The organism is Vibrio sp. YT-19(2023) (assembly GCF_033337395.1).
This window is the reverse complement of the sequence record NZ_JAWOQN010000015.1, coordinates 62,911-78,650: the sequence shown is the minus strand read 5'-3', so window position 1 is coordinate 78,650 and position 15,740 is coordinate 62,911. Positions and strand designations below refer to the sequence as shown.

General features: G+C 46.3%; 12 protein-coding genes. 5 read left to right on the top strand and 7 right to left on the bottom strand.

Annotation, left to right across the window (positions count from 1 at the left end; translation table 11 throughout):
* Positions 1–70: 70 nt before the first annotated feature.
* The 5 genes from R7E78_RS13025 to glnA all read right to left on the bottom strand — a co-directional run bounded on the left by R7E78_RS13025 (position 71) and on the right by glnA (position 7,546).
* Positions 71–2,617: an EAL domain-containing protein gene (locus R7E78_RS13025; RefSeq protein ID WP_213968517.1), complete on the bottom strand. Its 2,547-nt coding sequence runs from the start codon at positions 2,615–2,617 to the stop codon at positions 71–73.
* Between the two features lie 102 nt (positions 2,618–2,719).
* Positions 2,720–4,123 carry a nitrogen regulation protein NR(I) gene (gene glnG / locus R7E78_RS13020; RefSeq protein ID WP_005379267.1) on the bottom strand — a complete coding sequence of 468 codons (1,404 nt, stop codon included), beginning with the start codon at positions 4,121–4,123 and terminating at the stop codon, positions 2,720–2,722.
* A 57-nt stretch (positions 4,124–4,180) separates the two neighbouring features.
* Entirely contained in the window at positions 4,181–5,227 is a 1,047-nt protein-coding gene (gene glnL / locus R7E78_RS13015; protein WP_017821940.1) for a nitrogen regulation protein NR(II), read from the bottom strand.
* 132 nt (positions 5,228–5,359) lie between these two features.
* Positions 5,360–5,941 (bottom strand): DUF4124 domain-containing protein, encoded by a 582-nt coding sequence (locus tag R7E78_RS13010; protein ID WP_318057939.1) that lies wholly within the window; start codon positions 5,939–5,941, stop codon positions 5,360–5,362.
* A 195-nt stretch (positions 5,942–6,136) separates the two neighbouring features.
* Positions 6,137–7,546, bottom strand: a complete 1,410-nt coding sequence (gene glnA, locus R7E78_RS13005; RefSeq protein ID WP_005379275.1) for a glutamate--ammonia ligase — start codon at positions 7,544–7,546, stop codon at positions 6,137–6,139.
* Between the two features lie 530 nt (positions 7,547–8,076).
* Here glnA and typA point away from each other — a divergent pair.
* Both typA and R7E78_RS12995 read left to right on the top strand, forming a co-directional pair.
* Positions 8,077–9,906, top strand: coding sequence for a translational GTPase TypA (gene typA / locus R7E78_RS13000; protein ID WP_005379276.1), 1,830 nt, complete (start codon positions 8,077–8,079; stop codon positions 9,904–9,906).
* Positions 9,907–9,978: 72 nt separating this feature from the next.
* Positions 9,979–10,521: an AAA family ATPase gene (locus tag R7E78_RS12995; RefSeq protein WP_318057938.1), complete on the top strand. Its 543-nt coding sequence runs from the start codon at positions 9,979–9,981 to the stop codon at positions 10,519–10,521.
* 31 nt (positions 10,522–10,552) lie between these two features.
* Here the strand turns inward: R7E78_RS12995 and R7E78_RS12990 are convergent, their stop codons facing one another.
* Entirely contained in the window at positions 10,553–11,194 is a 642-nt protein-coding gene (locus R7E78_RS12990) for a DUF2959 domain-containing protein (protein ID WP_005382972.1), read from the bottom strand.
* Between the two features lie 34 nt (positions 11,195–11,228).
* Here R7E78_RS12990 and R7E78_RS12985 point away from each other — a divergent pair, with 34 nt between their 5' ends.
* From R7E78_RS12985 to R7E78_RS12975, 3 genes are all read left to right on the top strand, one after another.
* Complete coding sequence (locus R7E78_RS12985) at positions 11,229–12,173, top strand: virulence factor BrkB family protein (RefSeq protein ID WP_033905908.1); 945 nt, start codon at positions 11,229–11,231, stop codon at positions 12,171–12,173.
* The gene (gene dtd / locus R7E78_RS12980) at positions 12,145–12,579 is read left to right on the top strand and encodes a D-aminoacyl-tRNA deacylase (RefSeq protein ID WP_005379282.1); all 435 of its coding nucleotides are present in this window, start codon (positions 12,145–12,147) and stop codon (positions 12,577–12,579) included. Before R7E78_RS12985 ends, dtd begins: the two co-directional genes overlap by 29 nt.
* 106 nt (positions 12,580–12,685) lie before the next feature.
* Positions 12,686–13,603: a bifunctional GNAT family N-acetyltransferase/hotdog fold thioesterase gene (locus tag R7E78_RS12975; protein WP_005379283.1), complete on the top strand. Its 918-nt coding sequence runs from the start codon at positions 12,686–12,688 to the stop codon at positions 13,601–13,603.
* Here R7E78_RS12975 and R7E78_RS12970 read toward each other — a convergent pair.
* Complete coding sequence (locus R7E78_RS12970; RefSeq protein WP_318057937.1) at positions 13,589–15,706, bottom strand: AsmA family protein; 2,118 nt, start codon at positions 15,704–15,706, stop codon at positions 13,589–13,591. The two genes, R7E78_RS12975 and R7E78_RS12970, sit on opposite strands and share 15 nt — an antisense overlap.
* Positions 15,707–15,740 lie beyond the last annotated feature (34 nt).

Genomic DNA, 15,740 nt, shown 5'->3' with positions numbered 1-15,740 from the left:
TAAGTATAAATAACAGTTGGGTAGATTGTCAGTAGAGGATGACTAGGAAATCAACGATTCTCGCTCTTTTCTACTTCATGTTCACCAAATGTGTTGGCCATTCTTCTAGTGGCATAGGGCGGCTGTAGTAGAAGCCTTGCACCTGATTACAGCCTAAAGAGCGCAGTAATTGTGCTTGATTGCTATCCTCGACACCTTCCGCGACGACATTAGTTTTGAGACCTGCTGTGATATTGATGACGGCAGCGACGACTGAACTGTTTAAGTTTTCTTGTGTGAGTTGATTGATGAAGGTGCGATCAATCTTCAAGCAGGTAAACGGCAGAGAGTGGAGGTAACCCAGTGATGAGTAGCCGGTGCCAAAGTCATCTATCGCGATACCAATACCCATTTCACGCAGTTTAGTCATATTTTCTAGTGTGGTCGGTGCGCTATCAATGATACGTGATTCTGTGATCTCTAGTGTGAGGTTACTTGCTGGTAATTTCGTGATATCCAATACGCTTGTCACCGTATCAACAAAACTTGGGCAGGATAGTTGATTAACGGAGATATTCACATGCAGTTGGAAGTCCGACGGCCACTGTTTGCTTTCGATCGCTTGGTAAGTGTCGCGACAAGCTTGTAACAGAATCTGTTGGCCGATGGCTTTGATCATGCCGCTTTCTTCCGCGATTGGGATAAAATCTAATGGTGACACCATACCTGAGTCGCTATGCCAACGCGCAAGTGCTTCGGCGCCACACACTGTGCCACTGACGAGATCCACAATCGGTTGGTAATGAGGAATAAACTCTCGGTTTTCAATGCCAGTTTGGATCTTGGTCAGCATTTGTGTACGAAACTTTGAAGCGCTCGCTAGTTCTGGGCTGTAGTGACAAACACCAGTCAGTGAGTCTTGTTTAGCGTAACTTAATGCGATGCTGGCGTTGCGTAACCATAAAGGCATGGTTTCGTTTGGCTGGGTTTGTACAATACCAAGTGAAATCTTCATCACTACATTTTCGCCTTCCACCATAAATGGGGTGGAAAAGAGTTGCTGTAATCGACGCTCGGTTTGTTTAATTTTGGTTTCCGTGTCGACATTTGAGAGAAACACCGCGAATTCGTCACCACCAATCCGAGCCAATAATGCGTTGTCACGAAACTGCTGTTTTAACCTTTCAGCGATGCTGACCAACAGCTGGTCGCCGTTGTGATGACCCACACTGTCGTTGATATCTCTAAATTTGTTGATACCAAGTAAAAATAAACTGCCGTGACAAAGATCAGACTGATTTTCACAGATTTCGACCAAACCCTGACGGCTATATAAGCGTGTTAGAGAGTCATAAACCAACTGTTCACGCAATGCTTTGAATGAAGCTCTTAGATTGTTCGCCATTTCATTAAAAGCATGAACCAGTACGGTTGTCTCATACACATAACCAGGCTTTGGCATGCCGCTATCCCAATCCCCATTTGCCAGGTGCTGAGCGGCGGCGGCCGTCGCGTTAATTGGTCTAGTAACTCGGTTGAAAATGATCCAACTGATGGCGATCCCAAATAGGCTTACAATAATGCCAACGAGCCAACTCTCTTGCTGGCTTTTCGGTAACAGGCCGAGAAGCTCGGACTCCGAAATGGAGGTGCCAATAAACCATGTTAAGCCATCTTGGTCTCGATACGGGGTTAGCCGACTGAAAATACGTTGGCCATCATGTTCAAATGAAAAAGTATAAGGTTGCTTGGTGTTGTTGAGCTCGAAAGACCGGACGCGGCTCGCACTGATTTTGATGATCGGGTCTGCGTTTTCAGCGGCAAGCAAACGCTGCCCTTTATCCGAAAATTTTGTGCCCCATGAGATGACGCTTCCCGGGCCTGAGTGAGCGATTAAACGATGATCTGGGTCCATGATGTAGACCGACGCTTTAGTGTTGTATTTTAACTCGCGCAGGAACTCGTTGAATGTATTGATACGAATGTCTGTCACCAAAACACCAGCAAATTGGTCGTGTTTGTACACCGGCGTCATGGCTGATAGCGTAATATCCTGGCGTTCATCAGCGTTGGTATAAATTTCAGACCAAGTGGCGTCTTGGCTATCTGCAACGGGCTTATACCATGGGCGAGTGCGAGGATCGTATTGGGAGATAACCGTTCGAATGTTGTTACTCACATGGTTGGTTCCATAAATAACCAGATCACCATCGGTGTGGCGATCTTGCACCATTAAGGTGTAATCGTCGGAAAGCTCGCGGCGAAAGCCTGCAAAGTCGCCGTTTTCTGAACCAAATGCGATTACATCCAACTGCGGTATCGATTGGTAAAGATTTTTGAATGCACTCAGCAGGTAGTTTTGAATGTCTGAGGTATCGTGAGGGCGATAAAGGTTGTGATAGCTGACGTTGTGCGCGAGAGCCATAACCGCAGTAAAAGGCTTACGTAGATAGCTATTGAGGTGGTCGTGGACGCTTTCGGTTAACACGGAAAGTTGCTTGTCACTGATATCCGTGACCACTTCTTCGTAACTTTGTTTTTGGACGTAGACAATGACACCGATCGCCAGTAAGAAGATCATGACAAATGGAATCAGAACAGCAGTACGCAGTGTAATTTGAGTCGTAGCAGTAGACATCGCCTAATCACATAGATGGTGGTGCGCCACAATTGTACTGATGTTTTTATTAATATCGAGTGACAAACGACGCTCGTTGTTAACGCACCACGTAAGTGATTGTCAGTACAATTCTTTTAATTTTCTGGTGAGTGTATTTCGCCCCCAGCCTAATACTTTAGCGGCATCTTGCTTATGACCTTTAGTGTGCTCTAAGGCTGCTTCTAATAAAATGCGTTCAAATTCTGGTAAAGCGTAAGAAAGTAGTTCTTTATCTCCTGCTGCGAGTGAATGCCGTGCCCAATCCGCCAATTGTTCTTGCCAACTACCATGTGCAGAGTCTGAAATGGATTTTTTCTCTTCTAGTAGTTCGCTTGGCAAGTCATTTGGTAACACCTCGCTACCACTGGCCATAACGGTTAACCAACGGCAAATATTCTCTAATTGACGCACGTTGCCAGGCCAATCAAGGCGGTTAAGAATCTCTACAGTCGACGGGTGGAGAGTTTTTGTTTCCACACCAAGCTCATCAGCCGCACGGATAAGAAAATGCTGTGTAAGCTTTTCAATGTCTTGCTTACGCTCACGCAGTGCCGGGATCTGAACGCGAATCACGTTTAAGCGATGAAATAGGTCCTCACGAAAGTCACCTTCGTGCACCAGCTTTTCTAAGTTCTGGTGTGTTGCCGCGACAATTCGTACATCGACACTGATCGGAGAGTGACCGCCCACTCGATAAAACTGCCCGTCAGCTAGAACGCGTAGTAAACGAGTTTGAATGTCCAATGGCATGTCGCCGATTTCGTCTAAAAATAGAGTGCCGCCATTGGCTTGTTCGAATCGTCCTTGACGAACATTGTTTGCCCCCGTAAACGCGCCTTTTTCGTGGCCAAACAGTTCTGATTCAATCAAGTCTTTGGGAATCGCCGCCATATTGAGCGCAATGAAAGGTTTGTTAGCACGTGGACTGTGACGGTGCAGTGCATGAGCAACGAGTTCTTTACCCGTGCCCGATTCACCGTTAATTAAGACTGAAATAGAGGAGCGAGAAAGACGACCAATGGCGCGAAACACCTCTTGCATCGCTGGTGCTTCACCGATAATTTCAGGCGTTTCTGCTGGAATGTCTTCTGGAGAGAGCTGCTCGCGTTTGTTTTCGTGGCTGTGTGCAATGGCTCGTTCAACCAGAGTTAAAGTTTCATCAATATCAAAAGGTTTTGGTAAATATTCAAAAGCACCTTTTTGGTACGCATTCACTGCCGCATCTAAATCTGAATGCGCGGTCATGATAATCACGGGAAGGTCTGGGTAATCGCGCTGTACTTGCTTTAGTAGCTCCAACCCATCAATACCTGGCATGCGAATGTCTGATACTAGAACATCCGGCACTTCGCGTTCGAGCGCCATTAACACGCTTTCTCCATCGGCATAGGTTTCACATTTGATGTTGGCAGAGGAGAGCGTTTTCTCCATTACCCAGCGAATTGAACTGTCGTCATCAACGACCCAAACATATCCTTTACTCATGTAGTAATCCTTGCAGCAAACCGAAAAACTGACGCGACTTGAAGTCCATTAGCGCACTCAGATCGGCAGATAAATAGTAAATGTTGTGTGACCAGGCCAGCTTTCTACGTCTATTTTTCCATTGTGCTGGTCGATCAAATTTTGCGAAATAGATAGCCCTAATCCAGTTCCTCCCTCGCGGCCACTGACCATGGGATAGAACAGCGTGTCTTGTAGTTCCGGTGGAATACCTGGGCCGTTGTCTGTGATTTCGACACGAGCAGCGAGTTTACAGCGTTTGCCGTGAATATTGGCTTGATGCACCGTTCTGGTGCGAATGGTTATTTTCCCGTGTTCTTGATGGCTAAGAATTTGTGCGGCGTTGCTGACGATATTAAGCATTGCCTGTTCGATTTGGTCTGTATCCATCAAAATCTCTGGCAAGCTTGGGTCATAATCTCGTTCAATGATGATTGAGCGTTGTGACTCTAATTCAACCAGTTGGCGAACCTTTTCAAGAATTTGGTGCAGATTCTCTTGTGTCTTCTTACCTGGCTTTTGCGGTCCTAGTAATCGATCCACGAGCGCCCTTAAACGGTCTGCTTGCTCAATGATGATGTGTGTATATTCGGTGAGAGAGGGCTCTGGCAGCATTTTTTCTAGCAATTGCGCCGCACCGCGTAAGCCGCCAAGCGGATTTTTAATCTCATGTGCAAGCCCTCGGACTAACAGCTTCGCTGCTTGTTGTTGGGCGTGTTGGTTCAGTTCTTGAGAGAGTCGGCGCTGCTGATCAATTTTGCGCATCTCGACCAGAAGCATCAACTGTTTTTGCCAAGTGATAGGGCTAACCGTCACCTCTAGCATTAAAGGGCGGCCATCAACAACGAAAGTGACGTCACTGTCGGTGATGCTTTGACCACTTTGCAACGGTTGAGTGAGCAGCGCGAGATCCAGCGACGCATGCTGAATCAATTGAGAAAGTGATTGTTCAATAATTCGTTTGGCGCTTTGAGAAAACAGCAATTCGGCAGCCGGATTGGCATAACGGATGGCCAATCCATCATCAAGAATCAGCGTTGCTGTCACCATATTGTTGAGAATGGCACTAGGAAGACTGGTATCCACATTACGTCCTTGTTTTGCTTTAAGATTGTGCGATGCACAATAATGGTGCAATTGAACGTTAAGTATGGCGAATAAATCTTAGAAGAAAAAGTGAAAAGCATCGCTGTGATGTGATTTTTTTCACCAGATATTCTATTTTGCCCCTTTTACGGTCGGCTTAACACTTGCTCTATGTAAATGCACCGTTATAGGGCTAGTAGATGCAATAAGCTTGCCGCTTCTTTTCGCATGCACAGCAAGTGTGTGAGTGCCTCGGTCAATATTGTTTAACTGCCACACTATATGGTTTTGTGGTGCACCATAAGGTTTTCCATCGAGTAACAATTGCAATTGCTCACCGATACCAAGCTTGCGATTGGTTTCTAATTGAATATTGATGATGCCTCGATTACTGTGGATGGTCTCGTTGTGCTTGGGAGTCAGCATCGAGAGTTGTAATGGGAGAGGCTTCTCGGTTGTTTTCTCTGGCTTGTTTTGTGATGCAGTAGATGGCGTAGTCTGAGGTGCGAGCGATTCAGTACTTTCTACCTCAGGAGCTGGTGCGCTGGCTTCAAGGTTTGGCAGGGCGATCGCTTTTGCTCCTTTGTTTGGCGTATAACTAAAGTGAACCACGCCATTTTCATCTACCCACGTATACGCGACCTGCGCGAAGGCGATAGAGGCGATTAACAATCCGCTGAGTGCACACAGTGATGGAATAAGCTGAACTTTCATTGCTCACCTTCTCTTGTTCGATGATTTCACGTTTCAATGGCTTAGCTCTTTGACATGTAAGGAAAAATTCTAAGCGTGTTTTTATTATCCCCTCATGTTAAACGTCGAAGCTTGACTGGCGAATACAAAAAAGGCCCGCCTGCGAGGCGAGCCTAATATTTTATTGCTGTGTTTACATTTTACACAGTGTCGACCTTACACAGAGTAGTAAAGTTCGAACTCAACAGGGTGAGTTGTCATGTTCACACGCTCTACGTCCTGAGACTTAAGGTCGATGTATGAATCGATGAAGTCGTCAGAGAATACGCCGCCCGCTGTTAAGAACTCACGATCAGCATCTAGCTCTGCTAGCGCGTCTTTTAGTGAGTATGCAACAGTTGGGATTTCTGCTGCTTCTTCAGCTGGAAGATCGTAAAGGTCTTTATCCATCGCTTCGCCCGGGTGGATCTTATTCTTGATACCGTCAAGACCAGCCATAAGCATTGCTGCGAAACATAGGTATGGGTTCGCCGCTGGGTCACCGAAACGAACTTCGATACGACGTGCTTTCGGGCTTGGTACCACTGGGATACGGATTGAAGCAGAGCGGTTACGCGCTGAGTAAGCTAGCATTACTGGTGCTTCGAAGCCTGGTACAAGGCGTTTGTACGAGTTTGTTGATGGGTTAGCGAATGCGTTGATTGCACGAGCGTGTTTGATGATACCACCGATGTAGTAAAGCGCCATTTCAGATAGACCGCCGTACTTGTCACCAGCAAATAGGTTTACGCCATCTTTTGCTAGAGACTGGTGAACGTGCATACCGCTGCCGTTGTCGCCAACAAGTGGTTTAGGCATAAACGTCGCTGTTTTACCAAACGCGTGAGCAACGTTGTGTACAACGTACTTGTAGATTTGGATTTCGTCAGCTTTGGTTGTTAGCGTGTTGAAACGAGTTGCGATTTCGTTTTGACCCGCCGTTGCCACTTCGTGGTGGTGCGCTTCAACAACAAGACCCATTTCTTCCATTACTAGACACATAGCAGAACGGATGTCTTGAGATGAATCTACTGGAGCTACTGGGAAGTAACCACCTTTAACGCCTGGACGGTGACCTTTGTTACCTTCTTCGTAGTCAGAACCTGTGTTCCATGCCGCTTCTACGTCGTCGATTTTGAAGAAAGAGCCTGACATGTCTGTCGAGAACTTCACGTCATCAAATAGGAAGAATTCTGGCTCAGGACCGATAAGTACAGTATCTGCAACACCTGTAGAACGCATGAAGTCTTCAGCGCGTTTTGCGATAGAGCGTGGGTCACGGTCGTAGCCTTGCATTGTTGCAGGCTCTAAGATGTCACAACGGATATTTAGTGTTGCGTCTTCCGTGAATGGGTCAAGCACAGCAGAAGATGCGTCAGGCATCATTACCATGTCTGATTCGTTGATACCTTTCCAGCCAGCAACTGATGAACCATCGAACATTTTACCTTCTTCGAAGAAGTCTGCGTCGATTTGGTGAGCAGGGATCGAAATGTGCTGCTCTTTACCTTTTGTATCAGTGAAGCGTAGGTCAACAAACTTAACTTCGTTTTCTTGGATCAGCGATAGAACGTTTTCTACTGACATCTTGGATAACCTCCAGTGTTAATAAGCGGTAAAAGCTCGATTTATGAATTATTCATGAAACCTGGCATTGATTAATCAATTTGACTTTTCATTAATCGATGCTGTTTTAACTAAAGCCAAAACCGTGCCAAAAAAAATATTCCATTAATTTCAAGCAATTGTGTTTTTGAATGCTAGTTTGGTGCACTTGCTTGCACCAAAATGATCTTTGCTTGCACTATTATGGTGCCAAAAATCATTGTTGCACCATAATGTGACAGGTACATTGCGTATTCAGCCCAGTTTTTGAGCAAGAGTCAATTTGAATTATGCATCGATTAGAATAAAGTTGCGTTTAATCAATTCGTTCTGAGGAAGAAAATGGGCATTAAGCGTAAAAATCGCAGAAATGCTCGGGAGTAGATCACATATTTCTAGGCTTTTTGCTAAAATCTGGTACATTATGGCCGTTTTTTTAATCAGCAAATGTCGCCAGAGAGCACCCGTTCTCAGCGTGGGGGCATTTCATCTATCTAAGTGAATCAATATCCATGGCTACTCCACAGATTGATAAATTAAGAAATATCGCGATCATCGCGCACGTTGACCACGGTAAAACCACGTTGGTTGACAAGCTGCTACAACAATCAGGCACGCTTGAGTCTCGCGGTGAAGCTGAAGAGCGAGTCATGGACTCGAACGACATCGAGAAAGAGCGCGGTATTACCATTCTTGCTAAAAACACAGCAATCGACTGGAACGATTACCGTATCAACATCGTAGATACTCCGGGACACGCGGACTTCGGTGGTGAAGTTGAGCGTATCATGTCGATGGTAGACTCTGTACTACTTATCGTTGACGCTGTTGATGGTCCAATGCCTCAAACGCGTTTCGTAACACAAAAAGCGTTTGCTCACGGTCTAAAACCAATCGTTGTAATCAACAAGATTGACCGCCCTGGCGCACGTCCTGATTGGGTTATGGACCAAGTGTTCGACCTGTTCGACAACCTAGGTGCAACTGATGACCAGCTAGACTTTAAAGTAGTTTACGCATCAGCACTTAACGGTTGGGCTTCTCTAGAAGAAGGCGAAACTGGCGAGAACATGGAACCACTATTCCAAACTATCGTTGATGTTGTTGACGCGCCAAATGTTGACCTTGATGGTCCACTACAGATGCAAGTTTCTCAGCTAGACTACAGCTCTTACGTTGGTGTTATCGGCGTGGCTCGCGTAACTCGTGGTAGCGTTAAACCAAACCAGCAGGTAACCATTATTGGTGCTGACGGTAAAACTCGCAACGGTAAAGTGGGTACAGTAATGGGCTACCTTGGCCTAGAGCGTCACGAAGTGGAACAAGCTAACGCGGGTGATATCATCGCAATCACTGGTCTTGGCGAGCTGAAAATTTCTGACACTATCTGTGCACAAAACGCAGTAGAAGCATTACCACCATTGTCTGTTGATGAACCAACAGTAACGATGACATTCCAAGTAAACACGTCTCCATTCGCGGGTAAAGAAGGTAAGTTCGTAACGTCACGTAACATCCTTGAGCGTCTTGAGAAGGAACTGGTACACAACGTTGCACTACGCGTTGAGCAAACAGACGATCCAGATAAATTCCGCGTATCAGGTCGTGGTGAACTTCACCTTTCTATCCTGATCGAAAACATGCGTCGTGAAGGCTTCGAGCTAGCAGTATCTCGTCCAGAAGTAATCATCAAAGAAGAAGATGGTCAGTTGATGGAACCGTTCGAAACGGTAACTATCGACGTAATGGAAGAGCACCAAGGCGGCATCATGGAGAACATCGGCCTACGTAAAGGTGAGCTGAAAGACATGTCTCCAGACGGTAAAGGTCGTGTGCGTATGGACTTCGTTATGCCATCACGTGGTCTGATCGGTTTCCAAACGGAATTCATGACACTGACTTCAGGTTCAGGTCTTCTTTACCATACGTTTGATCACTACGGCCCTCACAAAGGCGGTAACATCGGTCAACGTGTAAACGGTGTACTAATCGCGAACGCGATGGGTAAAGCGCTAACTAACGCACTGTTCAACCTTCAAGAGCGTGGTCGTCTATTTATCGGTCACGGTGTTGAAGTTTACGAAGGTATGGTTATCGGTATTCACAGCCGTGACAACGACCTAACGGTAAACGCACTGAAAGGTAAGCAGCTAACCAACGTTCGTGCATCTGGTACCGATGACGCACAGGTTCTTACTCCGCCAATCAAGATGACTCTTGAGCAAGCACTAGAATTCATCGATGACGACGAGCTAGTAGAAGTAACGCCTGAAAGCATCCGTATCCGTAAGAAGTTCCTAACGGAAAGCGACCGTAAGCGTGCTTCTCGTGGCGCGAAATAATTTTCGTTAAGTGATTCAATTAAGAAGAAGCCTCGAGTTATGCTCGGGGCTTTTTGTTTTCTGGAGTTGAATATGAACCCGATTATTATCACCGGTGGGCCTGGTGCGGGAAAAACAACACTGCTGAATGCGCTAGACGCGTATGGTTACGCCACGTTTCCTGAAGGGTCTCGCGACTTGATTGAGCAGCAAAGCCAGTTAGAAAATGGTATTTTGCCGTGGACGAATTTACCTGAGTTTGCCAAGTTATGCCTTGGGTTGATGGACAAGCAAAAGAGTGATGCGCGTTGTCATGATGTTGCGTTTGTTGATCGCGCCATCCCCGACATCATTGCATACCTACAAGTGGGAGGCTGTAAGGTTGACCAAGCTTTCTTAACCGAGAGCGCTGGGTACCATAGTCAGGTGTTTACTTGTCGACCTGAAGCATCCATTTACGTACAAGATGAAGTGCGTCCGCACAGCTTTGAAGAAGCATTGGAGATTCATCAGTCGTTAGTGAGTGTCTATACTGAGTTGGGGTATGAAGTGGTAGAAGTACCATGGGGAACTGTGCCAGAGAGAGTAGACTTTGTTCGAAGAGTCATCGGTTTACTCGGTAAGGTCGCCGACTAAAACCTCCTCACTAGGAGGAGGTCTAAATCATTTACTTTTGATTGAGCTTTTGTAGGAATTTATCGGACTCTGCAATCGCTTCGTTCATTTGTTTGATCGCAAACTGAATGTCTTTCTCTAAGCTAGAGAACTCACCTTGCAAAGAACCAATCGCACTGGCGTTAAGGTTGTGTTTTAAGTACAACGTGTTGTCACGCAGCGTATCCAGTACCGGTGTCATCTTTTTCTCTGCACGCTTCATAGCGCTAAGCATGGTTTTGTACGAGGCTTTGGTTTCACGTAGCTTTTGCTCGCTTGAACGACGCAGTTTCGCACTCGAGTACAGCTCTAGCTCATCTTGCCACTCATCAAACAGTGCGCCGGATACGTCTTCAATCGCAGCAATACGGTCACGTACGTCTTGAGCCGCTTTTTCGCTATCTTCGTATTTGTCATTGATGTTGTTGTAGACATTTTCTAGCTCACCACCATCAAAGTTGGTGATCGCAGATAAGGCTTCAAGTGCACTGGTGAATTCTTCTTGTGCATCTTGTTGAGATTCTTTGGCATCTTCGACGCGGTCGACCATAATATCTCGTTTATGATACCCAACCTGCTCCATTGCTGAGTAATAAGCAGATTGACACCCTGTTAAAGTGAAAATTGATAGTACAATTGCTAATAAATAAGGCATTCTTATGTCCTCGGCGCTAATTATGGGATGAACTATGAACCAGTTATCAGAGAGTTACAAGGCGAGATTAATCAATCTACTGCCAAGTTGCGTCGCGTTTTTTACGTACCTTCTTAAGCGATTAACGCATGACCGTGTGAATGTGAACGCGGGCTATCTTGCCTACATTACCTTGTTGTCTATTGTGCCAATGCTGACGGTATTGTTATCAATATTGTCGAAATTTCCCGTTTTTGCGAACGTTGGTGAGGTGCTGCAAGGCTACATTATTGAGAATTTTGTGCCGGCTTCTGGAGAAGCTGTACATACGGCATTACAGGAATTTGTGGCGAATACGGGCAAAATGAGCGCGGTTGGCGGTGGGTTTTTATTCATTGCCGCAGTCATGCTGATTTCCAACATTGATAAGAACTTAAACTACATTTGGCGAGTTAAAGACAAGCGCCGTTTAGTCTTTTCATTCTCTATGTATTGGATGGTACTCACGTTAGGGCCGATCATGGTCGGTGCGAGTATTGCGGCGACGTCGTACGTGACTTCGCTGCAAATTTTAGAGAACGAGACATTATCTGGTGCGTTTAATTTATTTCTGCGTTGGCTACCGTTGTTGCTGTCCTTTTTTGCTTTTCTTGGCTTGTATATTCTAGTGCCGAATAAAAAAGTACACCTCGCTCATGGTGCCATGGGGGCAGCAGTCGCCGCGATACTGTTCGAGTTGAGTAAAAAAGGCTTTGCACTCTACATCACTCAGTTTCCGTCTTATCAGCTCATCTACGGCGCGTTAGCGGCGATTCCTATCTTATTTGTTTGGGTGTATTTATGCTGGATGATCGTGTTATTGGGGGCGGAAGTTACGGCTGCGCTTGGTGAGCGAGAGCACTGGAGTGAAGATTTAGACATGATACACTCGACCGCTGAATCTCAGTTAACAGATGAAGGAAGCGAGAGTAGTGATAGCGCTAATTCAACGAGTCAGTGAAGCAGCCGTCCGTGTGGATGGTGAAGTCGTAGGAGAAATTGATCGTGGTCTGCTGGTCTTATTGGGCGTAGAGAAGGACGACGATGAAGCTAAAGCAAAGCGTTTAATGGAGCGTGTTACAACCTACCGTGTGTTCGAAGATGACGAAGGCAAGATGAACCTAAACGTTAAACAGGTGGAAGGTAAAGTGCTGGTGGTTTCTCAATTTACGCTGCCTGCGGATACAAAAAAAGGCACGCGAGCTGGCTTTTCTCGCGGTGCGCATCCTGTTGATGCAGAGCGCTTGTATGATTACTTTTCTGACTTGTGTGAAGAAGTCTTACCCACACAGCGTGGCCGCTTCGCTGCCGATATGAAAGTGTCTTTGGTGAATGACGGTCCAGTGACGTTTTGGTTGCAGGTCTAATCTGGTAACACAGGCGCCATAGTCTAAGCTTTAACTCCAAGCTCATGGAATTGGCTTGGAGTAATTTTTCCGACACTGATTAGTGTTGTGCTTTCAAAGGATTGATATGTTCAAACTCATTACTCCCAAAACCGATAATCAGATAAACAAGTATTATCAGTTTCGCTGGCAACTGCTTCGTGAGCCATGGCGTATGCCGATCGGCTCAGAGCGCGATGAATACGACGAAATGAGTCATCACCGCATGATTGTTGATGGTCGAGGTCGTCCTATGGCGATTGGCCGTTTATACATTACGCCGGACAATGATGGCCAGATCCGCTATATGGCGGTTAAAAATAATCGCCGTAGCAAAGGGATGGGTTCGCTGGTTTTGGTTGCACTAGAGTCGTTAGCACGCCAAGAAGGAGCGAAACGCTTGGTGTGTAATGCCCGTGAAGATGCCATCGCCTTTTATGAAAAAAATGGCTTTGAGCGTCGAGGTGAGCTGACCGATGAGCGTGGCCCTGTGCGCCATCAGCAAATGGTGAAGCAACTGGATCCGATGGCCAATGTGTTACGTCGCCCTGAATGGTGTACTGAGCTTCAACAGCGCTGGGAGCAACAAATCCCAATTAGCGACAAAATGGGGATCAAAATTAACCAGTACACGGGTTACCAGTTTGAATGCTGTGCGCAGCTTAATCCTAACCTTAATCCGCATAACACCATGTTCGCCGGGTCAGCTTTTACCTTAGCAACCCTGACAGGGTGGGGGATGACGTGGCTGCTGCTTAAAGAGCGTGGGCTGCACGGTGATATTGTGTTGGCCGACAGCTCGATTCGCTATCGTCAACCAGTCGAACAAAACCCCGTGGCGAGTACTTCGTTGGATGGGATCAGTGGTGACCTAGACCGATTGGAGTCGGGACGCAAAGCACGCATCGTTATTCACGTAGTGATTTATAGTGGTGACACGCCAGCTGTTGATTTTGTCGGTACCTATATGCTGATACCGAACTACTCGCAGTTACTCAGTTGCTGATGGGGTAAGCGCCGACTGATCTGCTGGGCGCTTATCTGTTTCACCTTCTTGCTCTGTCGGTGAGAGGGTTTGTTCTGCTGCGGAATTCGTGTCGGGTACTTCATCTTCTTCGATAACTTCTTCGTAAAGCTCTTCCTCTTGAGTCTCCAAATTGATGTTATCAATTACGATTGGCTGCTCGATGGAAGGTTCATTTTTCTGTGGAGTCTCAATATCAGTAGGCTCGGCCAGTTTTGATGCGTTCACGCACTCATTACGGTGGGTTTCACCACTTAGTAGATCGCCTTCAATGTTTCCGCACGACTCTTCCAATTGATAAGTAATGCCACTTAGCGGGTTGTTGGCCATATCAAATGTTCCCCAAACCTTACCACTTATGGCTTTTCCTGAAATTGTGACCGGCTTTATGGCAACTTCCCCTCGTTGCGCGCTTAAACGCAGTGGACTTAAGGTAATGGCTTTGAGCGAATGATCCGCTTGGGAATTCAAGCGGGTATCTCGGAGATTGGCTTCCACTTCACCCGATAAGCTGTAGGCCAGCATGTTGCGATCACCTGATAACCCTTGTAGATCGAGGCTAAGATCGGAAAAACCATCAATAGCCAGTGTGTCGGGTAAAAAATAATCGTGGAAGAGCGATAAGGGAATACCATCAGCATTGACGTTGAGCGCCCAAGGTTGGCTCGGGGTACTCAAATCTATTTGTCCGATGCCTTCTACGTAGCCTTGCTCGAGTGGCGCAAAAAGGCGAGTCAATTGCCAAAAGCCATCTTTGCTTTGCATGGCAAGTGCTGCGTGAGACGTGAGTATTTGGTCATAGCTAGCGTTGACAACGCTGACTTCCAATTCGCCTTGCCAAAGGCCCCAACGTTGAGCCGACTGTTTAATATCAAGCTGTTGCCCTTCGATATTTAAACCGGAAAGTTGCCAATAAGGTTCGTGAGATAGCTGGATAATTTGGCTGCGCTCAATGTCGAGTCGTTCGATTGCAACATGCTCTAACTCGCTGGTGGCGGCGTGCCACCAATTTAGGTTGTCTTCTGGCAGTGTTGCCCACTTGAGGCCTTGAATAGAGGCTTCTTTGAGCTTCCATTGTGTTGGCGTGAACAATCCAGAAACTTGCACTCGACCTTGCTGCCAATCTAAGCTGAGCTCGTTGAGCTGGATTACTCCTGGCTCGATAGCGGCACTCAAACGTGGCTCTATTGCGGTTTGCTGCTGGAATCGAACGCTATCCGCCTGCAATGACACTTGAGCTTTTGTCTTCCAGAGAGACAGTGGTAGTGTGGCGTTTTCCACAGAAAGATCCAAGTTCTGCCAGTGCCAGTCGCCCCATTCAATATCGGCGTTAAGCAAATCTAAGCTATTAATATGATTAATGCTAAATGGTAGATCGTGCCAAGGTTTTGCAAGCAGTGATTGGCGCTGCGTATTACTCAGTTTCAGCTTGTTGATGGTCACATTTACTAAAGACCAGCCTTGAGGATACTGCTCCCCTTGCCCAGATATTTGACTGTTACGCCAGTTAAAAGAGGTGCCATAAAGCGTACTGTCTTGCGGCTTGTAGTCTATATCGACTAAGACTTGATTAAAGGCTTCGCCATTCCAATAGAGTTGGTCAGCCGCAAGTTGAACTTCGCCATATGGTATTAATTGATCATTCCATTGTGGTGATTGAATTTGAAGGTCAATGCCATTGGCAGAGAACTGCTCGTCGGCGTAATCAATATTTTTGAGCGCGATTTGATGGAATAAAACGTTGTCTAAAGTTGGGAGCTTTGGTGCGCCATACTGCAAGCTCATACCATCAATCAATAAACTATCAACGATCCATTTACCATCGCGATAAACATCGGGATTCATCCATAAATCGACTTGCTCGATGTAAGACGCATCGTCTCCGCTGGTGTTCACGCGTTGTAAAGTTAGGTGATAGGGAAAGTCATAACGCACGCTTTCGGCCCGGAAGGGAAGATAAAAGGTGTTTGACAGCAAGCGCCAGGTTGCGTCCGCGTAAGATGTTGTTAGCAGCGCAATCGTAGCGGTCGGAATGGCAACTAAGATAACCAGTAACAGAAGTAGAACTCGACGCGCTGTTTTCATCTTTGCTAGAACCTACGTGTGTTATTAAATAAAA

Excerpts from the sequence above, each read along its gene's own strand:
- R7E78_RS13025 (WP_213968517.1), bottom strand. The coding sequence starts at position 2,617 with ATGTCTACTGCTACGACTCAAATTACACTGCGTACTGCTGTTCTGATT.
- glnG (WP_005379267.1), bottom strand. The coding sequence starts at position 4,123 with ATGAGTAAAGGATATGTTTGGGTCGTTGATGACGACAGTTCAATTCGC.
- R7E78_RS13010 (WP_318057939.1), bottom strand. The coding sequence starts at position 5,941 with ATGAAAGTTCAGCTTATTCCATCACTGTGTGCACTCAGCGGATTGTTA.
- glnA (WP_005379275.1), bottom strand. The coding sequence starts at position 7,546 with ATGTCAGTAGAAAACGTTCTATCGCTGATCCAAGAAAACGAAGTTAAG.
- typA (WP_005379276.1), top strand. The coding sequence starts at position 8,077 with ATGGCTACTCCACAGATTGATAAATTAAGAAATATCGCGATCATCGCG.
- R7E78_RS12995 (WP_318057938.1), top strand. The coding sequence starts at position 9,979 with ATGAACCCGATTATTATCACCGGTGGGCCTGGTGCGGGAAAAACAACA.
- R7E78_RS12990 (WP_005382972.1), bottom strand. The coding sequence starts at position 11,194 with ATGCCTTATTTATTAGCAATTGTACTATCAATTTTCACTTTAACAGGG.
- R7E78_RS12985 (WP_033905908.1), top strand. The coding sequence starts at position 11,229 with ATGAACCAGTTATCAGAGAGTTACAAGGCGAGATTAATCAATCTACTG.
- R7E78_RS12975 (WP_005379283.1), top strand. The coding sequence starts at position 12,686 with ATGTTCAAACTCATTACTCCCAAAACCGATAATCAGATAAACAAGTAT.
- R7E78_RS12970 (WP_318057937.1), bottom strand. The coding sequence starts at position 15,706 with ATGAAAACAGCGCGTCGAGTTCTACTTCTGTTACTGGTTATCTTAGTT.